The organism is Paenibacillus sp. FSL P4-0176 (assembly GCF_037975265.1).
Taxonomy (GTDB): domain Bacteria; phylum Bacillota; class Bacilli; order Paenibacillales; family Paenibacillaceae; genus Paenibacillus; species Paenibacillus amylolyticus.
This window is the reverse complement of record NZ_CP150242.1, coordinates 4,090,034-4,113,268: the sequence shown is the minus strand read 5'-3', so window position 1 is coordinate 4,113,268 and position 23,235 is coordinate 4,090,034. Positions and strand designations below refer to the sequence as shown.

Sequence of the window (23,235 nt, the reverse complement as noted above, 5' to 3'; positions counted from 1 at the left end):
CCCCTGTTCAATTGAACAGGGGTTTTGGTTAAGCAAGTTGTAACACGAGAGTGTTAGGCTTGTTTGATAAATGTAGGATCAGGGTATGGATCTGCAATCCAGCCATCTTTTTCGATGAACAGACGTACAGCAATAATTTGTTTGTTCTCCATTAATGTGAAGAAGTGCGGTGTATTCTCAGGTACAGAGATAACGTCTCCTGGAGACAGTTCTACATTAAAGTAGCCCACATCATCTGTAGCTTTGATAACAAAGATTCCTTTACCAGCAACAATTGCACGAATCTCATCTTCAGCGTGGGTGTGAATTTCTTCGAACTTGGCGAGCTTTTCTTCGATATCTGGTGTTTGTTCGGACAGCGTGATGACATCCCAGATCTGGTATCCGCGACGTGCAGCCAAATCTCTGATTTCATAATCGTAAGTTTCCAAAACCTCGGTTTTCTGTTCATCAGTTAATCCAAAGTTATTTTGCAGATCAGTGTTCAGTTTGGAAGCGTCCCACTTCTCATATAATACTTCGTATTTGTTTAAGAAATTTCGAACATTTTCGTCACCAGTGATGCGTTCGTTCGTATTTCGGATAACAATTTCAGCCATGTTCTTTCCCTCTTTTCCACTTGGTTTAATTGAATTATATCGGATTGCTTTGTTTTTGTCGATTCTCAAATTCCGTTCATAGTCGTGCAAACCCGCCATCTTTCGGGACCAAACCCGATCTTTCACATTAAGTTAGTTTCTGTTAAACTAAGATCTAACGTTTTGCGGGGGTGAAGATATTGGATAAGATTAGTCTACACGATGCATTAAAACAACGAATATTAATCCTCGACGGTGCAATGGGGACCATGATTCAACAAGTTGATCTGACTGGCGAAGATTTTGGCGGCGAAGATCTGGATGGATGTAATGAAATGTTAGTGCTTACTCGTCCAGAACTGATCCAGCGCATTCATGAAGAATATCTGGAGGCGGGCGCCGATTTAATTGAAACCAATACATTTGGTGCCACATCCGTTGTGCTTGCTGAGTACGATATTCAGGATCGGGCACGCGAGATCAACCTGGAAGCAGCCAGAATTGCGAAAGCTGCGGTTGATCGTTTCTCTACACCTGAATCTCCACGTTATGTGGTAGGTGCGATGGGACCAACAACCAAAACACTGTCTGTAACTGGGGGAGTAACGTTCCAGGAACTTATCGACAGTTATTTGGAGCAAGCGCTTGCTTTAATAGAGGGAGGCGTTGATGCGCTACTACTCGAAACCTCACAGGATACCCTCAATGTAAAAGCAGGCAGCATTGGAATTCAGCAGGCCTTCGAACAGAGTGGTGTTACACTGCCCCTGATGATATCAGGAACGATTGAACCGATGGGAACGACCCTTGCAGGTCAGAACATCGAATCCTTTTATATATCCTTAGAACACCTTAACCCAATTTCGGTAGGACTAAACTGTGCTACAGGTCCTGAGTTCATGCGTGATCACATTCGCTCGCTTTCCGGAATGGCATCGGTTGCCGTTAGTTGTTACCCGAACGCGGGTCTTCCGGATGAGAATGGTAATTACCATGAGTCACCAGACTCGCTTGCTCAGAAGATTGGTGCTTTTGCCGAACAGGGCTGGTTGAATATTGCTGGTGGATGTTGCGGGACAACCCCTGCACATATTCGAGCGATGCGCGACACACTTGCCCAGTACCCCCCAAGAGAAATGAACGGAACACATCCACCGGCTTTATCTGGTATAGAACCGATCTACATCGAACAGGACAATCGTCCATACATGGTTGGTGAGCGTACGAATGTGCTGGGATCACGTAAATTCAAACGACTCATTGTAGAAGGTAAATATGAAGAAGCCTCGGAAATTGCTCGTGCTCAAGTGAAAAATGGAGCGCACATTGTTGACGTGTGTGTACAAGATCCGGACCGCGAAGAGTCTGAAGACATGGTGAAGTTCCTTGAATTGGTTGTAAAAAAAGTGAAGGTTCCTCTCATGATTGATACGACAGATGCTTCAGTAATTGATCTGGCCCTCCAGTACTCGCAAGGTAAAGCGATAATTAACTCCATTAACCTTGAGGATGGCGAAGAGAAATTTGAGCTGATCACACCGTTGCTTCATAAATATGGTGGTGCAGTAGTTGTCGGAACGATTGACGAACGGGGTCAGGCGATTAGTCGGGAAGACAAGCTTGACGTAGCCAAACGCTCTTACGATTTGCTGGTGAACAAATATGGCCTCAAACCAGAAGACCTGATTTTTGATACGTTGGTGTTCCCAGTTGGTACCGGAGATGAACAGTACATCGGTTCAGCCAAAGAAACTATTGAAGGTATAAGAGTGATTAAGGAAGCGATGCCAGAATGTCATACGATCCTCGGGATCAGTAACATTTCATTCGGACTGCCTGAAGCGGGCCGTGAGGTGCTGAACTCAGTATTCTTATATGAATGTACCAAAGCAGGTCTTGACTATGCGATCGTGAACACAGAGAAACTGGAGCGTTATGCCTCCATTCCTGAAGAAGAACGCAGACTCTCCGAAGAGCTTTTATATAACACGAATGATGACACTCTGGCGGCGTTCGTAGCGGCGTTCCGTAACAAGAAGGTTGAGAAGAAGGAAAAAATCTCGAACCTTTCATTAGAAGAGCGTCTCGCTTCATATGTAGTCGAAGGAAGTAAAGAAGGATTGCTACCAGATCTCGAACAGGCACTTGCCAAATATACAGCACTTCAAGTAATTAACGGTCCACTGATGCGAGGGATGGAGGAAGTAGGTCGTCTCTTTAACAACAATGAGTTGATTGTAGCTGAGGTGTTGCAGAGTGCAGAGGTTATGAAGGCTTCTGTAGCATATTTGGAGCAATTCATGGAGAAGAACGAAACTTCGGTTAAAGGCAAGATCATTCTGGCCACGGTCAAGGGCGATGTGCATGACATCGGTAAGAACCTGGTTGAGATCATCCTGTCCAATAACGGTTACCGGATCATTAATTTGGGTATAAAAGTACCACCAGAACGTATCATTGAGGCATACCGAGAAGAAAAAGTCGATGCGATCGGCCTCTCGGGTCTACTGGTAAAATCAGCGCAACAGATGATTCTTACCGCTCAGGATTTGCGAACAGCAGGTATTGATGTACCTATTATGGTTGGCGGCGCGGCGCTAACACGCAAATTCACCAAAAATCGTATCCGTCCTGAATATAACGGAATGGTTGTATATGCCAAAGATGCGATGGATGGTCTGGATCTGGCGAACAAATTGATGAATCCTGTTTCACGTGAAGTGATGCAACTGGAGATGGAAGCTGAGAAAGAGGCTGATGCTTCAGGTGCTGTAGCTGTTCAGGCTCTTCCAGAGCTTACGCGAGTGGAGCGTTCGGATATTGCTGTAGATCATCCGGTTCTTGTCCCGCCTGATCTGGATCGGCATACGATGCGTAACTATCCTTTATCACATATCCTGCCATACGTGAACATGCAGATGTTGCTTGGACATCATCTGGGGTTGCGCGGTTCAGTAGAACAACTGCTTGCTTCAGGTGATAAGAAGGCTACCGACCTGAAAGCAGTCGTGGATGATATCATGCAAGAGGCTGTTCGTGACGGGATTATTCAGGCGCATGCCATGTATCGTTTCTTCCCGGCTCAGTCCAGCGGTAACAGCGTCATCATCTATGATCCAAAGGACACCAGTAATATTTTGCATACATTTACGTTCCCACGTCAAAAAGTCGAGCCGTTCCTGTGCTTGTCCGACTTCCTGAAACCTGTTGAATCCGGTCAGATGGATTACGTTGGTTTCATGGTTGTTACGGCTGGACACGGTGTGCGTGAACTATCCACGGCGTGGAAAGATCAAGGGGATTACCTTCGCTCGCATGCTCTGCAATCCGTAGCGCTTGAAGTAGCAGAGGGATTAGCTGAGCGTGTGCATCATATGATGAGAGATATATGGGGATTCCCGGATTCTGCCCAGATGACCATGAAGCAACGTCATGGTGCACGCTATCAAGGGATCAGAGTATCTTTTGGATATCCGGCTTGTCCGGATCTGGAAGACCAAGGGCCGCTGTTCAAGTTGCTACAGCCTGAGGATATCGGTGTGGAATTGACGGAAGGTTTCATGATGGAACCTGAAGCTTCCGTATCAGCGATGGTATTCAGCCATCCGCAAGCTAAGTATTTTAATGTAGAGAAGGCATAAATTCAGTAGAGTGTCAGGCAAAGCCCTCCGCATTGTCGGAGGTTTTTTGCTGGCAATAGAAAGAGGTGCGATCCAGAATGGAACTATATTTCCTGGGAACTAATGCTGGTGTACCTACGCTTCAACGGAATGTAACTTCCATTGGGCTACGCATGTTGGATGAGCGCAGAGCTTTGTGGTTGTTTGACTGCGGGGAAGGAACGCAGCACCAGATTTTAAGTTCTCCGCTTAAACTGAGCAAATTGGAGAAAATATTCATTACTCACCTGCATGGTGATCATGTATTTGGACTTCCAGGACTGCTTTCGAGCAGAGCCTATCAAGGTGGCACCACACCATTAACCGTATATGGTCCGCCAGGTACGGAACGAATGATCAGTACAACAATGGAGCTGAGCCAATCCCGGGTTAACTATGATCTGAATATCGTGGAACATACGGGCGGCGTCCTGTTCGAGGATGACAGTTTTATCGTGGAAGCTGCTTTGCTTGAGCATCGGATTGATAGTTATGGATACCGGATCACCGAAAAAGATCGTCCAGGAAGCCTGGATCCAGCCAAACTGGCGGAATATGGTCTGAAACCAGGCCCATTGTTCGGCCGATTGAAACGTGGAGAAATCATTACGTTGGATAACGGTGATTCGCTTCGTCCAGAAGATGTATTGGGAGCGCCAAAACGTGGTATGGTGATCACCATATTGGGTGATACACGTCCATGTGACAACGTACAGCCACTTTCCATCAATGCAGATGTACTTGTACATGAAGCTACATTCATGCATGATCTGGCCGATACAGCGCATGAGTACTATCATAGTACTTCTAAACAAGCGGCAGAAGCGGCTAGAGCAGCCAATGTAGGGCAACTAATCATGACTCACTTCAGTTCACGCTATAAGGATGAGGATCAACTTCAACCACTTTTGGAAGAGGCGCAGTCCGTATTCCCGAATACCAGACTTGCAAACGAACACCAGCTTATTCCTGTCGTGCATCGCAAGCAAGAATCTTAACCCTGATTGCGAACCAGTGCACGGCTAAACACGTCATATAAAGATCCGGGTAATTGCACGGGACTGAGGGAGAGGAACTCCCGCGGTCCCTTTTGCAATCTGGTCAGAAAGCGTGTAGGATGGGCAATATGAAGAGGGAAATGATTCAAATTATTTTCCGGGAAAGCGCAGGAAATGACAAGCTTGTACAGAAGACGCGCGAGTTAAACCGTCGGTGTTCGATCCGGTTCGACTTGTTGCGTACATATGTCAGCAAGCCATTATTTTTTGCCTGAATACATAGGTTCGCGTTCAAGTTCGAGGTAAATTGATTAAGGACATGAAACGTTAATGGAATGAAGAAAGGAAGTGCTGTGTGTGATTAAGGCCTATCTGATTGACTTGGATGGTACGCTCTATCATGGCAGACATCGTATCGAAGGAGCCGATCAGCTTATTCGAACACTGCAAGAGCTAGGAAAGCCGTATTTATTCGTAACAAATAATTCTTCCCGTACCCCACAAGGTGTGGCAGATCATCTGAACGGGATGGGCATACCTGCCGACGCGTCTCAAGTATGTACTTCTGCTGTGGCGGCTGCTGAATATGTTGCTGAAGAGTCCCCGGGTGCAAAAGTGGCATGTATTGGAGAAGCAGGACTGCTGCAAGCCATAGAAGAAGCAGGACTACAGCTTACGGAAGATGCACCAGATTACGTCATACAGGGGATTGATCGTGAATTTTCCTATCATAAACTGACTAAGGCGCTAAGGTGGATTAATGCGGGATCAAAATTCATCATGACCAACCCGGATCTGCAGCTTCCTTCCGATGATGGACTGACACCTGGGGCGGGGACTATTGGAGCTGCAATTGAAGCTGCGACCGGAGTTCATCCTACAGTTATAGGCAAGCCATCGAGTGTTATAATGAAATCAGCCATTAGCCGGTTAAACCTGGCGTCTCATGAAGTGGCAGTGATCGGAGATAATATGCGAACCGATATTGCAGCTGGAGTGGCAGCAGGGTGTGAGACGCTGTTGGTACTAACCGGTGTGACAACACGGGATAATATGGATGGACACATTCAAGCAGCGAAGGCTCGACCTGATCATGTGTTTGAAGATTTGCATAAATTGATGGAGTGGCTGTCGCAAGAGGCAGACCAAGCTTCCAAAAAGGGGTAATGTACGATGCCGGAACTACCGGAAATGGAAAATTACCGGACCTTGCTGTCCGAGAAAATACTTGATCTACTGATTACAGGTGTTGTAATTAACCGCGATAAAACGATAAATACGGAGCCTGATCTGTTTATCAATGAACTTACAGGTAATCGCATCATATTTGTTGAGCGCCGAGCGAAGCATCTGATTTTCCACTTGGCTAATGGCAAACGCCTGGTACTGCACCTCATGTTGGGTGGTATGATTTTCTGGGGCACGGAAGAAGAACGTCCTGATCGTTCCACGCAAGTGGAAATTCAGTTTGGCGATCACATTTTATTCTTTATCGGACTGCGCTTGGGTTATTTACATCTGCTTACTTCAAAAGAAACCGAAGAGGCGATGTCTGATCTTGGACCTGAACCTTTGGATCGACGGATGAATGTGGAACGTTTTGCTTCCCTGTTGAAAGGTCGCCGGGGTACGCTCAAGACAACATTGGTAAACCAACATATTATTGCGGGGATTGGCAATTGTTATTCGGATGAGATTGCTTTTGCTGCCGGTCTAAGACCAAGCTCCAAAACGCAGAGCATCGCGACTTCACCAGAGTTGACGGAGCGTTTGTTCCATTCGATGCAGTCCGTGTTGCGTGAAGCAGCTTCTGAGGGCGGTTATATGGAAATGCCGCTGATGCAAGGGGATACGAAGACAGGAAGTTTTGACGAGCAATGTCGCGTATACGATCGGGAAGGCGAGACTTGTCCGCGCTGCGGGGGAACGATTGAACGAGTGGAAATTACGGGCAAGAAGGCGTTCTTCTGTCCGAAATGCCAGCATGAGGCCTAAAACCGGTATCGGGGCACATGTCAGCACCAGAGGCGGATTTCTTCAGGCAGCCAAGAGAGCGTATGAGATGGGGGCAACGGCGTTTCAGTATTTTCCGAAGAACCCGCGTAGTCTCAGCCTGAAAAGTCTGGACCTCAAGGATGCTGAGCAGTGCAGGGATTGGTGTGAACAGCAGGGACTTGCTTCGATTGCACATTCACCCTATCCCACGAATCCGGCGTTGGGCATGACCCGTGGAGAGGCGGGGTTTCATGCTACAATAGCTTCTATTCGCAATGATCTTGAAATTTCGAATGCTTGCGGTTCTGTTGGGACGGTGGTCCATTTTGGACATATCAAAACAAACGATCCGCTGGAGGGTTATCAGAACCTCATTCATTGTCTGGATACCGCCTTGGAGAATTGGAATGGACACTCAAAGGTGCTGATTGAAAATCAGGCAGGTGATCATGGCCCGATGGGCACGACAATGGAAGAAATGATACAGATTCGCAAATTAAGCCGTTATCCGGAGCATATTGCTTTTTGTTTTGACACATGCCATGCTTTTGCTTCAGGTTTGTGGTCGTCAGGCAACGAAGCGGCGATGCTCGATAAGGGCAGGATGCTCGGGTATTGGGATAATGTTGCTGCTGTCCATTTTAATGATTCCAAATATGCGTCTGGTTTGTGTAAGGATAGACATGCGAGGATCGGACAGGGATATATCGGCAATGAATCAATGAAAGAATTGTTAAAGGCGCCTGAGTTCCAAAATGCGGTTGTTGTGCTCGAGACAGAAACGGGCGAAGATGGAACGCACCGTGATGATATAGCGCTCATGCGTTCCTGGTTATAATGGGGAGAGGAGCGATTGTATGCATGTTTTTTTGGATGACTATCGGGCATGTCCGAAAGGATTTGTTCTGGCAACGAATGCAGAAGAGTGCCTGATGCTGCTAAGAGAAGGTGACGTGGACATTTTGTCTCTGGATTATGAGCTTGGTCCAGATTCGCCCAATGGCGGTGAGGTCGCGGCATCTATTGTACGAGAAGGTTTATTTCCGCGCGAGATCTATTTGCATACGTCCAGTATGTTTGGGAAACGCCAGATGTACGAGATGTTATATAGCAATAAACCCGATTCGGTAACCATTCATAATGGACCAATGACGGGTGAGGTCATGCTGCGTGTTGCCGCGGGAGAAGAAAGTTAATGAAGCCAATTACATCCAAAATGTTAATGCGTAGTGTTTGGGAAGGCATGCCACAGGCTGTATTTATATATACCCCTTTATGTGGGACATGTGCGGCAGCACGGCGTATGTTAGAGGTCGTTGAGCACATGCTGCCAGAAGGTATTTTATTCGAAATGAACATTCATGACATTCCTGAACTTGTACAACAATTTCAAATTTCAAGCGTTCCAGCAGTGATGCTTTTTGACGGCCAGCAAGATGTTCCAAAAATGGTTTATCGGATGAGCTCTGTGGAGCATTTGCTCTCGGAGATCCGGAAGGCGGTGCTGAAATGAGTATAATCTCGATGGAACATGTTTCACTTAGACGAGAAGAGAATCAGATTTTGGATGACGTACATTTGCGCATCGAACAAGGAGAACATTGGGTTATTCTGGGTCGGAATGGTTCTGGCAAAACAACGTTATTGGAAATGATGAACGGATATATGTTTCCAAGCCAGGGACGTATTGAAGTACTCGGTAATCTGTATGGACAATGTGACGTCAGGGAAGTTCGTAAGGAAATCGGTTATATCAGCCAAACGTTGATTGAGAAACTCACACCAAGAGATCCGGTATGGGAGGTCGTCGCTACAGGAGCTTATGCTTTTTTGCGTTTTTATCAGACAATTCCGGATGAAGTAAAAGCAAAGGCAATGAGTTTGCTGGATGACATGGATTTTGCCAACCTGGCTAACAACCCGCTTGGAACGTTATCCCAAGGGGAGCGCAAAAAAGTCATGCTCGCTCGTTCATTAATGGCCGAGCCAAAATTGCTGATTATGGACGAGCCTTGTGCCGGCCTAGATTTATATGAACGTGAGAAAATGCTGGCTGAGATTGATCGTCTGCGCCAGCGTAACATTACAGTTGTGTATGTAACACATCATGTTGAAGAGATCGTACCTTTATTTACACATGTGGCCTTGATCCGCGATGGACGTATTGCGGCAGCCGGCCCCAAACATGAAGTTTTGACACAAGATACAATTAAGCATACGTACGATGTTCCGGTCGATATCCAGTGGGATAATGGTCGTCCGTGGATACGCATACGTTCTGGAGGGTAACACAATTTGAGTACACAATCGTCTTGGGAAGAAGGCAACTTCTCCCGTTTTATCTGCACGGCCAATCATGGCTTTGCCCCTTATGCTCAGGAAGAGTTGCGCCGTACGTTTGGTGCGGTGAAGAGCACGGTACTCGTACCAGGAGAAATATTGCTTGCGGGTCTGCCTGTAGCGGAGGAAGAAGTTGCAGATAAGTTGTGGGCAGAGTATCCAACGTTTTTACGTCATATTCAACCTGTTCAGTTTCAGGAGAATACAGAAGATTCGGAGCAGTCTATTGAGAAATTGATTGCATTTGTGTTGAATCATAAGGAATTGAACGGTGCCTCTGTCGTGCTACAGGTACGGAAGACAGAAGGGGCCTTTTGGCAAGAAAATGCAGCCTCATTGAAGCAACTGCTAACTGAAAAGCTGGATGAGTTAGGCTGTGAATGGGTTGTACGTGATGCTGAATATGTCATTTCTGTATTTGCAACGAATGATATGTTGTATGCTGGCATATCCAGACCTGAACAGAACCTGTCAGATTGGAGCGGGGGAGCCGTACGTTTTCAAAAAGAAGATGGGCAGATCTCGCGGGCCAAATTCAAATTGCTTGAAGCCGAGCTAACGTTTGGCATTGACTTTACTTCATTTCATAAAGCACTTGATATCGGGGCTGCACCAGGTGGATGGACCTCGTTCCTGCTTGAACGCGGGCTTGAAGTAACGGCGGTAGATCCGGCGAAGATGGATGCAACGCTGCTGGCATCACCCAAACTGACTTTCTTGAAAAAGAATGCAGGGGATGTGCGCTTCCGCGAAGGAGAATTCGACCTGCTCGTATGTGATATGAGTTGGAGTCCGAAGCTGATGAGCCGACTTGTATCGGATCTTTTATATAGCCTGCAACCCGGAGGAACAGCGATTGTTACCGTGAAGTTATTGCATAAAAAACCGCTAGCGCTCATTAAAGATGTTATTGATACGTTTGAGCGTTCGCGGATGCAGATTCAACGTTCCAAGCAGTTGTTCCATAACCGAGAAGAGATTACACTCTATATGGTCAAATATTAAGAGATCTAGCTTTGATTAAAGTAGCTAAAGGCAGCATTATGAAATTGATTCGATTAAGCTCATTTTATTTTGTGCTTTACAATCTATTCCTGCCTGTACTATAATGATACCAATATTAACCATAACAAACCTGAGGGAAAGCATCCCGAAGTGAACGAAACCGGATATCCGGTCTGTTCTTCTTCGGTGAAGCTTTCCCTTTTTTGTTGTGTATTGAAGGAGGAATTGGTATGAGACATCCGGCCAGGCTGGAACGCGGAAGCCTGCTGGGAGGTAGATATCGTATCGTATCCATTCTGGGAACAGGCGGAATGAGCCATGTATACGAGGCGGAGGATCTGAAGTTGCCGGGCAAGATATGGGCAATTAAAGAAAGTGTAACGATTATGCCATATGAAGGCAGTATGGAGACGGAGGCAGCACTGCTAACATCTCTTCGTCATCCAAGATTGCCGCAAATTGTTGATTTTTTTGTTCCGGATGAAGACGGGTACACATACTTGGTGATGGAATACATCGACGGGTTAACACTCAGTGAGTATTTCAAGCAGTGTCGTGGGAAGATCCCGATGGAGCAGTTGACGGAGCTTGTACTTCAATTGCTCGATGTGTTGAGTTATTTGCATAATCTGAATCCACCTGTGATCTATAGGGATCTGAAACCATCAAACATCATGATCACGCCGGAACATGAAGTAAGATTAATTGATTTTGGCATCGCCAGAAGTTACAAACCGCAAAGTGCTGAAGATACCGTTAAGTTGGGTACCGCTGGTTTTGCCGCTCCAGAACAGTATGGCGCGGGTCAGACCGATGCGCGTTCAGATCTTTATGGACTCGGAGCATTGCTCCTGTATCTTATCACAAGTGGTGCGTATACGGAATGGATTCAGGGTGTGGAAAGCTCTATCCGAAGTGATGTTCCGCGGACATACATCCCTGTGGCGAGAAGACTGTTAAGGTATAATGCCGAGGAGCGATTCCAATCTGCCGATGAGGTAAGGAAGGAACTGCTCCGAATACCTGGCGGAACAACGTCTGGTGGAGATACAACGATGACCTTGAATGGGGGAACAAGAGTTATTGCCTTGACTGGTGCTTCATCTGGTGTAGGGGTTACCCACACGGCTATAGCTATCAGTCATTATCTCGAAAGGCAAAACTTCAAAGTAGCTGTGATTGAAATGTCACCTCGCTCTCAATCCTTTGCAAGGATTCAACAAATCGCTCAAGCGGGTAAACCGGTACCAGCAGGCAGACAGTTTGCAGTGGATGGTGTGCATTATTGGAAACAATCCGGGCGAGCGGATATTTTGTCTTTGCTTGGGGGGAGTTATCAGTTCATCGTGATGGATCTCGGTAGTGGTCAGGACCAGAACCGGCTGGAAGAATTCCTGCGTGCAGATCTACCTATTGTTATTGGCTCAGGTGCCGAATGGAGACAGGCGGAGATTGGTGCTTTTGTTCGATCACATCATCGGTATCCACGAGAGAAATGGATATATTGTCTGCCCCTGGCAGCAAGTGAAGCAGTTCAGCGCATTCGTAAAGCTCTGGATACATCAAGTGTATATGGGTTGCCGTTACATATTGACCCTTTTGACAAGGACGCACAGATGGATAAAGTGTTTTCTCATATTTTAACGCATATGATGGGACAGCAGCCCAAGAAACGTTCGTTCTTTTCACGAAGGAAAGTACATGATTAGAAGATTACGAAAGGAGAGCCTCTTTTGTCTAAATTAAGAAAACAAAGCCGTCAACTGATCTATGCCGGACTTATCGGAGCAGGAGCTGTAGGGTTGGTGTTCGGAGGATATGTTATTTACAATGTCAAAACGATGGGGGATGTCAGGTCAGCTGTAGAAGCCCGTTATTTATCGGCATATGAGGAAAAGGAAGCTGAATTAAAGCAACAATGGGATTCGGGAGCACAAGGATGGGTTACGATTCGGGATATTGAAGCAGGTGAACCGATATTACCGGAGGATCTGAAGCTCATTGCTGTTCCGGATGCACAAGCACCGAGAAACCTCTGGTCCAGTACGAAGCAGATGGAAGGCCAAGTGGCCAAAATAGAGTTGAAAAAAGGAACAGCCATTACCACCGAGATGGTGTATGAGGATGTACCGGCTCCGCCTGATTTAAGAAATCGAGAGCTGCAAGTTGTATTACTGCCGTCCTCACTTGTTAAGGGAGATATTATTGATGTTCGTATCCAATTCCCTACCGGACAAGACTATGTTCTCTTATCGAAGAAAAAAGTGGAACGACTCAATGCAGCTACCTTATGGATTACGATGACGGAGGAAGAAATTCTGTCACTCTCAAGTGCAATTGTAGATGCCTATTTACATAAAGCTTCAATCTATGCCTTAACCTATGTAGAACCACAGTTTCAGACACCTGCAATCGCGACGTATCCTGCCAATTCAGAAGTGTTAAAACTGCTGGAGAGTGATCCGAATATTGTTCGACGAGCCGAACAGGAATTATCCAGACAGGTGCGAAGTTCGCTTGAAAGTTCACTGGCCGCTTCCATGACAGCACCGTCAAAAGGGGTTGAACAGGATGTGGCACAATCCTCAGTTACATATAACAGTCGTCCATCATCAAATAATCCGGCAACGTCGGATGGAGTGATGTGGAATGATGGTTCAGGAAACGGAGCAGGAGCTAATTCTGGAAGCGTAAATGATCCTGCTGAAGCTTTACAAACAGAACAGCAGAGCTTGCTAACGGGTGGAGAATAGAGTGAAATCTGAGGTTTACTTTAGAATAATTCAGATAACAAGGAGTTTGAGAAAAAGAAAGGAGTTGTAACATCTATGCATACATGGATCTTTGCGGGTTTATGTGAGAAGAATGATCTGATGTTATATCTTTGCAAGATATTGGCTTCAACAGGCAACAAGGTCTTACTCGTAGATGGAACCTTACAACAGAAGTATGGGTACGGTGTAGGTGACAGTCAACAGTCTTTGCGAATTACGGAATTTGAAGGATTTGATATCGCTTGTCATTTTGTCACTTCAGCAGCTGTAGAGAATCATCTTGAAGTAAATGGAGAGCGATTGGACAGTTATGACTATGTGTTATATGACATGGAGACCTCGCATTTTGCTTCACGTAATCTCTGGCTAACCGCTGATGTAAGAGTCTGGGTGAGTGATTATGAACGTTACAATCTGGAACGTGGCAAGGGATGGTTGAAGCGGTTGCTTGAAGAACAGTCATTACCTGGTGAGCTGTCATTTCAGCGGCTCTTAATTAACGGGGTTGACTGCAAGCTTGAAGCTCGTTATCTATGGGCGTATCTGGAAGGCAGTCCGTTTGTGTGGACAGGAGAATCCTTAGTGCTTCCGTGGGATGAGTTAACAGCTGCGGTTAAGCTTGAGAATGAGCATCATCGCCGAGTTCATCTTGGACCTCTGTCACGAAATTACAAAAAATCGTTGTGTCGCGTGGTCGAGCAGTTAACAGGTTGGGAAAGTGTTCGCAGTCGCCGTGCGATGAAAGAAGCAGAGAGGATGAGAGCATGAGCACCATTACCTTTTGGAGCCCTTTTGCAGGAACAGGTTGCACTTCGAGCACATTAATTAGTGCTTATGCGATGGCACTTCACTATAGGACAAGAGTGTTACTTGTTAATACAGGTCTTGCCGGAACTGGCACAGAAGCTGCTCTACCATCCAAAGATACGGATTCAGCGGATTTTATGTTCTCCTTTGAAGAGGGTGGCTGGGATGCGATTGAACGGCTGCATTCGAGCGGCAGTCTGAATAAGCACAATCTCAGGGATTATACCAAGCCACTTCTGAAGGAAAGACTTGATTTCCTAACCGGAAGAATTGATGAGATGGAACGTTCCACGCAGGAACATGGTGAGACTGTGAAAAAGCTGCTGAATGTAGCTAACGAGTATTATGATCTGGTTCTTCTGGATGCGGATCATGCTGGTGTTGATTCACAGCTTAAGTTGCAACAGGCGGACTATGTTGTAATTAATCTCGATCAAAATATGCGGAATCTGGAGTTGTTCTTTGAAGAAATCCTGCCAGAACGAATGAACAATAAGAATATACATGTTGTCATTAACAAATACGATTTGCATTCCCGTGCAACGCTTTCCAATATTCGGCGCCAGTTCAGATATAAAGGCACGATATCTGCTATACCGTACACAACCGGATACCTGGATGCAATGAATCGGCGAGATGTCGCTAGATACTTGCAGTTGGAAAGTTTGACTGAGGATAAGGATATTCGTAAAGGGAGTTTTGCTGCAAGCATGAGCGAACTCGCTCGCCTGATTATGGACGGTGCAGGTATGCGCACAGTTCTGAAGAGGCTGGAAAGGGGAGCCTGAACCTCCGATGCTCTGGAATACCATATGGATAAGTTTGATTTTGATTCTGTGCCTGACTTATATCTGGGTCAAGTATAGAACGTTTCTTCGTGCAAAGAGTGCTCGTGTTCCTGAACAGGAATCATTCACGATTGACATGTTGATTGAGAAGGTGAAGAACTCACTTCATGAGCTTAGTCATAGTCAGCTCGCGGATGCGGGTCTGCATGAAGAAGAGTATCGTCGAAGAATTAATCAGCGTGCCGAGATGAGAAAAGCACTGAAGGGCTGTGTCTCAGGCAGTATCAGCGACAAAACGTATGTCAAAAATCTGATAGGGGATCTCCTGACCCGAAGCATAGGGCTGAACCAATCAAATGTAGATGAAGTTATTTTGTTTGCAGAACCAGATTTGCTGACGATCCAGGACCGATTCGAGATTGTGTTTTATCTGTACCGACAGCAATTCGGTGTGGATGCACTCTCCCGAATGATTGATACCTACGATCTTGGCAGACTGAGAATGGAGGAAGGTACGGACGATGGAGGAAGTTATTATATTTCTGAGGAGGATATTCAGTATGTGTTCGAGTGTGAATATCGAGAGCTTGGATTCAGAGAAAAGACGGATATCATCGTTCAACGTATCTACCAACATTATAAAGGATTCTCGGTTGTTGATGAGATAAGGGACCAACGTATTGACGGTGTTAGTGGTGGTGTTAGCGGTATGTTTGATACTCTTCATAATATGGGACTTCGAAAACCGGCATCATGGAATGATTTGCTGGATCAAGGACTGGTGGATGATGCACATGAAGAACCGCTTAGCGGCATGGAAAGTGTCTGGATTTTCTATAAAGGTAAGTCCATTCATCTATCCTTTCTGTCATTCGGAAGCATCCGTGAACTGAAAAGGGTATGCCAGAATATATACAAATACAATTATCCCGGACAGTTGTCGGAAGCAAGTGGATACAAGGTGAACGAGATGAAAGACGGCTCCCGTGTCGTTGTGGTTAGACCTCCTTTTGCAGAATCGTGGGCGTTCTTCGTCCGGAAGTTCGATATTCCGAATGCTTCACTTGAACAGTTAATTACGGGTAACAACGCAGATCTGCCAATTACATTGCTTCAATACCTGATGAAAGGAAGCCGGATCACAGCTGTGACCGGGGCGCAGGGTTCTGGTAAAACAACGTTGCTTATGGCTATGGTCAAACACATCTATGCATCGTACACCCTTCGGGTGCAGGAAATGGCGTTTGAACTTCAATTAAGACGGATCTATAGTCGGCGTAATATTTTGAGTTTCCGAGAGACCGAACACATTTCAGGTCAACAAGGGCTTGATTTGCAGAAAAAAACGGATGGTACCGTCAATATTCTCGGTGAGGTTGCGAGTGATGAGGTGGCCGCATGGATGATTCAAATGTCTCAGGTTGCCAGTCTGTTCACCCTGTTTACCCACCATGCCAAAACGTTTCGTGATCTGGTCTTCTCCCTCCGTAATTCCTTGCTCAAGACAGGTATGTTCCAGCATGAGCATATTGCTGAGGAGCAGGTTGTGAGTGTAATCAACTTCGATGTTCATATGAAGAAAGATGCTGAAGGACGAAGATATATCGAACGAATTACGGAGTGTCTTCCTCGTGCGAATCAAGGTGATAGCGTGGAAGAGAGGGCAGGTTTTACATTTCATAATGTTGTGGAGTACAGAGATGGAGCGTATGTTGCAACAGCTCCAATCTCTTCTGGAAGCATGGTGGATATGCGAGAACAGATGACATTAAAGGATGCCGAGAAGTTTGAACTGTTTATGAAGCAACACTGGGGTGATCAGCATGACAATTAAATGGATTTTGCTCCTCGTATTAAGTATTTGTGCAGGAGGTTTGCTGATCACACTTCTGGTTTTAAGCATGTTACGTCACAGAGGAGGTGGTTCAACAAGTCAATCCGGCGTGATTTTTGCTCCTACCGGGAAGGGATTCAAGGGACTGGGATCAATCTTGTTGCAGTCCTACCGTCTTGGAATGAAAGTGCCACTGCTATCAGCTTATATTCTACAGGTGCAGAAACGTATTTCATTCCGCCATGTTGGGGATGAGCCCTCACTTCGCAGGCTGACGATGACAGTGGTTCTGATTATTCTTGGAGGTTATGGAGGCATAAGTGTCATTCTATTTCTTCTGCAGCCGGGTATCGCTTTTGTAATACTTTCCGTACTCTGTGCTGTGGTGCTAAACAGCTTGGTATTGGATATGTGCCTCAGTCGTATGGAAAAAAGGTTGCTGGTGCAGATGTTGGATGTCTTTGCAGATGTAAGGCATCGGTATCATCAGCATGGCATGGTTGAGGAAGCGCTCTATGAAGCCGCTGAAGCAGGTACAGGAGAAGCAGCAGAACAGGTAAGACTGATCTACGAAGCTCTAACTTCTCCAGATCCAAATGAAGCACTTGAGCGTTATTATGAAGTGGCTCCCAACCGTTTTCTCAAAGGATTCGCCGGCGTTTCTTACATGGTTATGGAGTTTGGGGATAAGGACAGAGCACAAGGCTCTATTTATCTTAACGGACTGGGTAACCTGACTCAGGAGATCCATCTGGAGATATTGCGGCGTGATAAATTGGATTACCTGCTCAAAGGACTTAATATCATCGCGCTAGCTCCGGTATTGTTCACCGCTCCAATCGAACGCTGGGCCAGAGTCAGTTTCCCAACGATGGATGAATTTTATCGCAGCAAAATCGGTTTTGTTACCAAAATATCGATCTATGTCATCATTATCCTTGCTTATTTGCTTCTGCAAAGGCTCCAGCAATACGATGAGACCCGTTACCGGTCAGGGCATAAGCATTCATGGTTGGATCAGTTTCTGTACAGGCAGACCTTCATACGGAAATTGACGATGTTGTTTGCAGCGAAACCTGGCAGTGCACAGTACAGTCAAACGATACGGCTCATGAGGGAGAGCAGTTCAGAGTTGAAATACGAATGGCTTGCCATTCGACGAGTAATGTTATTCGCAGGTTGTTTGGTCCTTACAATGGTGTGCATCTTGCTGTTGCACCAGGTTGAACGTAACCACATCTTGTATGATCCGATCCGGGATGATCGAATGTTTGGTGCAATGGCTGAAGCGGATCTCAGGAAAGCTGAGGAAAAAACAGCATTGGATCAATCCGTGCTGGAAAGTGTAGAAATGAACCGAGGAGCTACATACGAAGAAGTCGCCAACGCGTTACAGCAGTTATCTCCCGTTCAGATGGACCATGATACCCAGAATGAGACCATCACGCGCATTATGCAGAAACTTGAGGTGTATAACAATCAATATGTACGCTGGTGGGAAATGATTATAGCCATTCTCATGGGTGCAGCGGGGTACTACATGCCCGTATGGCTTATGTTATTTCAGCGGAAAATGCGAAGGTTGGATATGCGACATGAAATCTATCAATTCCAGACAGTGATTTCCATTTTGCGTGAGATGGACCGGATGTCAGTTGAGGAGATATTGGAGTGGCTTAATCGATTTGCCGTCATTTTCAAGCGCCCGCTGCAAAAATGTTTGTTGCATTTTGAACATGGACCAGAGCTTGCACTTGAACAATTAAAGGAGGAGGCGGGCTTGCCGGAGTTCCAGCGACTGGTTGATAAATTACAGCTTGCCCTTGGCAAAATCTCAATATGTGAAGCCTTCGATGATCTTGAGAGCATGATGGCATTTTATTTTGAACAACGCAAACAGGAGTACAGCAAAATGATAGATGTCAAAGCATCATGGGGGAGAACCATTGGATTTACACCTATGTACGCCCTTATCTTTTTGTATCTGGTTATTCCATTGGTCGGTATGAGCTTCTTACAGATGAGCATTTATTATGAGCAAATTCAGAAACTGTAGCACAATTCATCTGTGTGACAGTCTGAAATAGTTTAATAACTTATAACTTGGGAGGATTTATCATGAACAATGCATCAAGCGCTTTAAAGGTGGCAGCAGGGATATTCTTAACAATCGCTTTGATCACAATTGTAGTTCTGTTGTTTATTTCGGCTCAGGAGGCAACCAAGACGGCCCAGAACAATTTTGCTGATATCCAAACCGAGTTGTCCCAGGCTGCATTTACGGTATATGACGGAACAACCATCAGTGGATCACAGGTAACGAATGCGCTGCGTAAATATGCGGACAAGGATCAGTTCGGTATTCAAGTTATTACAGGTAAAAATAAAGCGGGTCAATGGTACGGCAATCAATTAAACATTTCACAGGATCTCAATAATGCGGACTACGGCTCGGTTATTGCACCCGACGATAAAGTGGGGATTATTAACCAGACCATGAGTGAAAAAGAAAATCAATATGTCAATCCAAGTGGTAAATTCAAAGCCATTATCGTAAAAGACCGTTCGAACGTGGTAAGAGGGCTGATCTTCCAGCAATCCTGACAGGAGTTGGTTTAACATGTCCCGGAATACCCAGCATCTCATGTTGTTTTGTACGGCGGTTGTCCTTTTTGTGACAGCCTGCCTGTACGGGCAACAGAATGTTAAGATTTTATCAGCGGCCTTGAACGACAGAGTACAGACAACAACAGGCATGGAAGGTCGGCTGACAACAACACTGCATACCACCAATCCGTATCAGTATAGTGGTGCGGAAGTGTTGCATACCGTAAGACAGATGACAGGCACAGGCATTCCTGTGGTGGTAGATGGGACTTCGTATGTGATCGATCCACTTGTCAGCAAAACAGCGACGATTCCTGTCCAACTCGATGCCAACTACAGACCAGAGTTTATACGAAATGAAACTGGAGAACTGCTCAAGATTGTTTTTTGGAAGGAGGCCAGTGTGAATTGATTAATGCCGCATCCAAGCTGCTTGCCGTATTGCTCGCAGTCCTTCTGCTCTATGTGTACCCAGCTGCTGAAACAGCCGATCGACAGGATGATATAACACGTATGACGGCTGTTCAGAATGTAACACGTTTTGTTGATGCTGTTCGAACGAAAGGATATATTTCACCTCGAATGTTGGCTGAGTTTGAGGAGCAACTGGCCCAGACGGGCAATCTGTATGAGTTGTCGATGGAACATTTACATAAGAAATATGTACCTCATTATACAGACCCGATGGGCAATAACAGTTTTACCGGGACCTATGAGGTAGTGCAGGATGGATATTATGCAGCTCAGATTCGAGAAAGACTATTCCCATCCTCAGGTGTGATACCGGTTGATGATCCTGGCCGAAGATATATGTTGACGACAGGGGATTTTTTCACCGTGACTCTCCAAAATACAAATCGGACACCTTCCATGCTTATTCGTGAATGGTTGAGTGGTACGGCTCAGGCTTCAGCAGTATTTGTAACATACGGAGGTATGGTCCTCAATGAAGATTACTGAGCTTTCCATTGTATTCGTGCTGATCTTTTTCCCGCTCTTCTGGATCATCTCACTCCATACGCAAGATGCCGAGGAGGCTCAATATCTTGGCCAACGATACAGATCTGCACTTCAAACTGCAGTCATGGATGCAGGTGCAGTGATGCATCAAAATGAGAAGCAAAATGATGAAGCAGGTTATGATTCAACCAAGTTTGTTAAAGCGGACAAAGAGCTTGCCTTGTTGACATTTACGCAGACGATGGCTTTGAATATGGGGATTCAGAATGATCCTGCAGCTATTCGAAACATGTTTAATTACATTCCTGCCGTGGTTATTCTGGATTATGATGGCTATTATATGTTGTCCACAGAAACAGAGTTGACAGGTAACCGTGAAGATTCTTTAAGGCAAGTGTGGAGTCCCAAGAAACCTTATACATATTCAGATTCTAATGGTAACAGTATTAACTTTACACTGGACGACTACGTATATGCCTTTGACGCAAGCGCAGGGAAATGGATTGAGGGATTCCAAAAAGAACTGGCCTCAAGCACACAGATTCCTTTACTTCAGAATACCAGCGTATTTGAGCAAGTTAGACAAAGCCGGATTGTGACTGCTGTACAGGATGATCTGGCTGATGTGATTAACCGCCATAATGAGTTTGCCAGAAAGAACGGTATTTCCTATACGTTTACGATGCCCCTGATTGCGCAGGAAGATTGGTACAACTCCATTAACGATACAGGGATTATGGCCTTTATCCAAGGTATAGGTGTGGGTGACCAAAAGATCAACAATTATGCGATCGGTGGAGGCAGACTTGTGAAGAAAACGGCTATCGTAGGTGGGGTAGATCCTTTAACGGGTATCAAGTACTATTACCCCTCCACATGTGGTAATGGTTACCGTGCTGAAGAGGTGTTCACAGACGCAAGACAAGCAGCTGCACAAGGCTATTTTGAATATAAATGCTCTAATCGTTAGGGTAGCCTGTATGATAAAATCATGTAAGAGGTTCCTGAACTGTTTACATTACTTTCAGAAAAGACGGGACCTGTGCTAGAATAGGGTTTCGGAACAATAACAAAAGTAATGTCTAATAGATAGGAGCAACCTCATCTTATGAGTTTATTGTCAGTAGAGAACGTAAGTCACAATTTTGGAGATCGCACGTTATTTAAAAATGTATCGTTTCGTTTACTTGCCGGAGAGCGTGTAGGACTTGTTGGTGCCAATGGTGTGGGTAAATCCACATTAATGAACATCCTTACCGGTAAATTGCTTAAAGATAGTGGAAAAGTAGAATGGACACCTAAGGTACGTTATGGATATCTGGATCAGCACACAAAGCTTACCCCAGGCAAAACTATTCGTGACGTTCTTAAAGATGCATTCCTTCCGTTGCTTGAATTAGAAAAAGAAATGATGAATATAACGGACCAGATGGCAGATGCAGATCCAGATAAGCTGGAGCAGTTGCTGGAAGAGATGGGCGATATTCAGGAACAACTGGAACAGGGCGATTTTTATCTGATTGACGTAAAAGTGGAAGAGATGGCCAATGGTCTTGGTTTGTCCGCAATTGGTCTTGATCGGGATGTCGCAGCTCTAAGTGGTGGGCAACGTACCAAGGTGCTTCTTGCCAAGCTTCTGCTTGAGAAACCTACAGCCCTTTTGCTGGATGAGCCGACCAACTATCTGGATGTAGAGCACATTGAATGGTTGTCACGTTACCTGAAGGACTACCCTCATGCGTTTCTTTTAATCTCCCATGACACGGAATTCATGAATGAAGTCGTAAATGTCATTTATCATTTGGAATTTGCCAAATTAACGAGATATGCAGCGAACTATGACAAGTTCCTCGAGATGGCTGATATGAATAAAGCCCAGCATATTGATGCGTACGAGAAGCAGCAAGAGTACATCAAGAAGCAGGAAGATTTCATTCAGCGTAACAAGGCACGTGCTTCAACTTCAGGTCGAGCGAAGAGCCGGGAGAAACAGCTGGACAGAATTGAACGTATTGATCGTCCAGATGAAGCGGCCAAACCAACGTTCAAATTCAAGGATGCCCGTGCGAGTAGCAAAACGGTCTTTGAGGGCATTGATTTTGAAATTGGATATACGTATCCTTTGCTGCCTAAGATGACAATGACAATTGAACGTGGTGAGAAAATTGCCATCGTAGGTTGTAATGGTGTGGGTAAATCGACGCTGCTGAAAACCATCTTGGGCAAAATATCTCCACTCAGTGGAAAGACCTTTTTGGGAGATTATCTCGAAACGGCCTATTTTGAGCAGGAAGTTCGTGCTGGAAATATCACGCCGATTGAGGATGTCTGGAATGAGTTTTCACATTTGACCCAGAATGAGGTCCGGGGTCATCTCGCTCGCTGCGGGTTGAAAAATGAGCACATTACCCGTCCGCTTAACATGCTGAGTGGTGGAGAGCAAGCCAAGGTTCGTCTATGCAAACTCTTGATGCGTGAAAGCAACTGGATTCTATTCGATGAGCCGACGAACCATTTGGATGTCACAGCTAAAGCTGAGTTACAGCGTGCCTTGCAAGAATTCAAGGGAACGGTGTTGCTGGTATCTCATGAACCTGATTTCTACGAGGGTTGGGTTACCAAAACATGGAATGTTGAAGAATGGTCTGAGAAAAACTAGACAATTCAAGCAACGCTTAATAGAAATGAACGGTGACAAAAAAATCCTTCTATGGTAACATAGGCTACAACTTCATATGAACACTAGGGGGGCCACACGATGTGGCTGAGATGGAAGAATGCGATTCCGGACCCTTTGCACCTGATCTGGATCATACCAGCGTAGGGAAGTGGCGAGCGCGTTTCAGTGGATGACGTGAGCAAACGGCAATTCGGAAGGATTTCAACCGTC

General features: G+C 45.6%; 21 protein-coding genes and 1 riboswitch. Of the genes, 20 read left to right on the top strand and 1 reads right to left on the bottom strand.

All coding sequences use genetic code 11. From position 1 onward, the window contains the following. Window positions 1–53: 53 nt before the first annotated feature. Window positions 54–599 (bottom strand): cupin domain-containing protein, encoded by a 546-nt coding sequence (locus MKY95_RS18515; RefSeq protein ID WP_047843398.1) that lies wholly within the window; start codon window positions 597–599, stop codon window positions 54–56. Between the two features lie 179 nt (window positions 600–778). Between MKY95_RS18515 and metH the strand changes: the two genes are divergently transcribed. From metH to MKY95_RS18415, 20 genes are all read left to right on the top strand, one after another. Then, the gene (metH, locus tag MKY95_RS18510) at window positions 779–4,219 is read left to right on the top strand and encodes a methionine synthase (RefSeq protein WP_253509140.1); all 3,441 of its coding nucleotides are present in this window, start codon (window positions 779–781) and stop codon (window positions 4,217–4,219) included. 77 nt (window positions 4,220–4,296) lie between these two features. Next, window positions 4,297–5,235, top strand: coding sequence for a ribonuclease Z (gene rnz / locus MKY95_RS18505; protein WP_076317608.1), 939 nt, complete (start codon window positions 4,297–4,299; stop codon window positions 5,233–5,235). A 357-nt stretch (window positions 5,236–5,592) separates the two neighbouring features. Next, window positions 5,593–6,402 (top strand): TIGR01457 family HAD-type hydrolase, encoded by an 810-nt coding sequence (locus MKY95_RS18500; RefSeq protein ID WP_076317609.1) that lies wholly within the window; start codon window positions 5,593–5,595, stop codon window positions 6,400–6,402. Between the two features lie 6 nt (window positions 6,403–6,408). Then, window positions 6,409–7,230 (top strand): DNA-formamidopyrimidine glycosylase family protein, encoded by an 822-nt coding sequence (locus tag MKY95_RS18495; protein WP_076317610.1) that lies wholly within the window; start codon window positions 6,409–6,411, stop codon window positions 7,228–7,230. Continuing rightward, window positions 7,220–8,068 carry a deoxyribonuclease IV gene (locus tag MKY95_RS18490; protein WP_076317611.1) on the top strand — a complete coding sequence of 283 codons (849 nt, stop codon included), beginning with the start codon at window positions 7,220–7,222 and terminating at the stop codon, window positions 8,066–8,068. The genes MKY95_RS18495 and MKY95_RS18490 overlap by 11 nt, the downstream gene beginning before the upstream one ends. 19 nt (window positions 8,069–8,087) lie before the next feature. Continuing rightward, window positions 8,088–8,426 (top strand): cyclic-phosphate processing receiver domain-containing protein, encoded by a 339-nt coding sequence (locus tag MKY95_RS18485; protein WP_017688046.1) that lies wholly within the window; start codon window positions 8,088–8,090, stop codon window positions 8,424–8,426. Beyond that, on the top strand, window positions 8,426–8,743 hold the full coding sequence (locus tag MKY95_RS18480; protein WP_036673857.1) for a thioredoxin family protein: 318 nt from the start codon (window positions 8,426–8,428) through the stop codon (window positions 8,741–8,743). Before MKY95_RS18485 ends, MKY95_RS18480 begins: the two co-directional genes overlap by 1 nt. Window positions 8,744–8,745: 2 nt before the next feature. Further along, window positions 8,746–9,519, top strand: coding sequence for an ATP-binding cassette domain-containing protein (locus MKY95_RS18475; protein ID WP_339200007.1), 774 nt, complete (start codon window positions 8,746–8,748; stop codon window positions 9,517–9,519). A 6-nt stretch (window positions 9,520–9,525) separates the two neighbouring features. Then, a complete protein-coding gene (locus tag MKY95_RS18470; RefSeq protein WP_339193741.1) occupies window positions 9,526–10,575 on the top strand; it encodes an SAM-dependent methyltransferase in 1,050 nt (349 codons plus the stop codon). A gap of 230 nt (window positions 10,576–10,805) precedes the next feature. Next, on the top strand, window positions 10,806–12,284 hold the full coding sequence (locus tag MKY95_RS18465; protein ID WP_339193739.1) for a serine/threonine protein kinase: 1,479 nt from the start codon (window positions 10,806–10,808) through the stop codon (window positions 12,282–12,284). A gap of 24 nt (window positions 12,285–12,308) precedes the next feature. Next, window positions 12,309–13,328 (top strand): SAF domain-containing protein, encoded by a 1,020-nt coding sequence (locus tag MKY95_RS18460; protein ID WP_339193738.1) that lies wholly within the window; start codon window positions 12,309–12,311, stop codon window positions 13,326–13,328. A 75-nt stretch (window positions 13,329–13,403) separates the two neighbouring features. Further along, complete coding sequence (locus MKY95_RS18455; protein ID WP_017688052.1) at window positions 13,404–14,117, top strand: hypothetical protein; 714 nt, start codon at window positions 13,404–13,406, stop codon at window positions 14,115–14,117. Beyond that, the gene (locus MKY95_RS18450; protein WP_339193736.1) at window positions 14,114–14,944 is read left to right on the top strand and encodes a hypothetical protein; all 831 of its coding nucleotides are present in this window, start codon (window positions 14,114–14,116) and stop codon (window positions 14,942–14,944) included. Before MKY95_RS18455 ends, MKY95_RS18450 begins: the two co-directional genes overlap by 4 nt. Before the next feature lie 7 nt (window positions 14,945–14,951). Further along, window positions 14,952–16,778: an ATPase, T2SS/T4P/T4SS family gene (locus MKY95_RS18445; RefSeq protein ID WP_339193734.1), complete on the top strand. Its 1,827-nt coding sequence runs from the start codon at window positions 14,952–14,954 to the stop codon at window positions 16,776–16,778. Next, window positions 16,768–18,834 carry a hypothetical protein gene (locus MKY95_RS18440; RefSeq protein ID WP_339193732.1) on the top strand — a complete coding sequence of 689 codons (2,067 nt, stop codon included), beginning with the start codon at window positions 16,768–16,770 and terminating at the stop codon, window positions 18,832–18,834. The genes MKY95_RS18445 and MKY95_RS18440 overlap by 11 nt, the downstream gene beginning before the upstream one ends. Before the next feature lie 62 nt (window positions 18,835–18,896). Continuing rightward, window positions 18,897–19,382 (top strand): hypothetical protein, encoded by a 486-nt coding sequence (locus MKY95_RS18435; RefSeq protein WP_036673846.1) that lies wholly within the window; start codon window positions 18,897–18,899, stop codon window positions 19,380–19,382. 16 nt (window positions 19,383–19,398) lie between these two features. Next, window positions 19,399–19,797, top strand: coding sequence for a hypothetical protein (locus MKY95_RS18430; RefSeq protein ID WP_339193731.1), 399 nt, complete (start codon window positions 19,399–19,401; stop codon window positions 19,795–19,797). Beyond that, window positions 19,794–20,345, top strand: coding sequence for a hypothetical protein (locus MKY95_RS18425; RefSeq protein ID WP_339193729.1), 552 nt, complete (start codon window positions 19,794–19,796; stop codon window positions 20,343–20,345). The genes MKY95_RS18430 and MKY95_RS18425 overlap by 4 nt, the downstream gene beginning before the upstream one ends. Next, window positions 20,332–21,315 (top strand): hypothetical protein, encoded by a 984-nt coding sequence (locus MKY95_RS18420; protein ID WP_339193727.1) that lies wholly within the window; start codon window positions 20,332–20,334, stop codon window positions 21,313–21,315. Before MKY95_RS18425 ends, MKY95_RS18420 begins: the two co-directional genes overlap by 14 nt. A gap of 138 nt (window positions 21,316–21,453) precedes the next feature. After that, window positions 21,454–23,004: an ABC-F family ATP-binding cassette domain-containing protein gene (locus MKY95_RS18415; RefSeq protein ID WP_339193725.1), complete on the top strand. Its 1,551-nt coding sequence runs from the start codon at window positions 21,454–21,456 to the stop codon at window positions 23,002–23,004. 75 nt (window positions 23,005–23,079) lie between these two features. Further along, window positions 23,080–23,189, top strand: a riboswitch (TPP riboswitch). Window positions 23,190–23,235: the final 46 nt, after the last annotated feature.

What these genes read in the sequence shown, in the direction of transcription:
- MKY95_RS18515 (WP_047843398.1), bottom strand. Translation starts at nt 599, where the DNA reads ATGGCTGAAATTGTTATCCGAAATACGAACGAACGCATCACTGGTGAC.
- rnz (WP_076317608.1), top strand. Translation starts at nt 4,297, where the DNA reads ATGGAACTATATTTCCTGGGAACTAATGCTGGTGTACCTACGCTTCAA.
- MKY95_RS18495 (WP_076317610.1), top strand. Translation starts at nt 6,409, where the DNA reads ATGCCGGAACTACCGGAAATGGAAAATTACCGGACCTTGCTGTCCGAG.
- MKY95_RS18490 (WP_076317611.1), top strand. Translation starts at nt 7,220, where the DNA reads ATGAGGCCTAAAACCGGTATCGGGGCACATGTCAGCACCAGAGGCGGA.
- MKY95_RS18485 (WP_017688046.1), top strand. Translation starts at nt 8,088, where the DNA reads ATGCATGTTTTTTTGGATGACTATCGGGCATGTCCGAAAGGATTTGTT.
- MKY95_RS18480 (WP_036673857.1), top strand. Translation starts at nt 8,426, where the DNA reads ATGAAGCCAATTACATCCAAAATGTTAATGCGTAGTGTTTGGGAAGGC.
- MKY95_RS18465 (WP_339193739.1), top strand. Translation starts at nt 10,806, where the DNA reads ATGAGACATCCGGCCAGGCTGGAACGCGGAAGCCTGCTGGGAGGTAGA.
- MKY95_RS18455 (WP_017688052.1), top strand. Translation starts at nt 13,404, where the DNA reads ATGCATACATGGATCTTTGCGGGTTTATGTGAGAAGAATGATCTGATG.
- MKY95_RS18450 (WP_339193736.1), top strand. Translation starts at nt 14,114, where the DNA reads ATGAGCACCATTACCTTTTGGAGCCCTTTTGCAGGAACAGGTTGCACT.
- MKY95_RS18445 (WP_339193734.1), top strand. Translation starts at nt 14,952, where the DNA reads ATGCTCTGGAATACCATATGGATAAGTTTGATTTTGATTCTGTGCCTG.
- MKY95_RS18440 (WP_339193732.1), top strand. Translation starts at nt 16,768, where the DNA reads ATGACAATTAAATGGATTTTGCTCCTCGTATTAAGTATTTGTGCAGGA.
- MKY95_RS18435 (WP_036673846.1), top strand. Translation starts at nt 18,897, where the DNA reads ATGAACAATGCATCAAGCGCTTTAAAGGTGGCAGCAGGGATATTCTTA.
- MKY95_RS18430 (WP_339193731.1), top strand. Translation starts at nt 19,399, where the DNA reads ATGTCCCGGAATACCCAGCATCTCATGTTGTTTTGTACGGCGGTTGTC.
- MKY95_RS18420 (WP_339193727.1), top strand. Translation starts at nt 20,332, where the DNA reads ATGAAGATTACTGAGCTTTCCATTGTATTCGTGCTGATCTTTTTCCCG.
- MKY95_RS18415 (WP_339193725.1), top strand. Translation starts at nt 21,454, where the DNA reads ATGAGTTTATTGTCAGTAGAGAACGTAAGTCACAATTTTGGAGATCGC.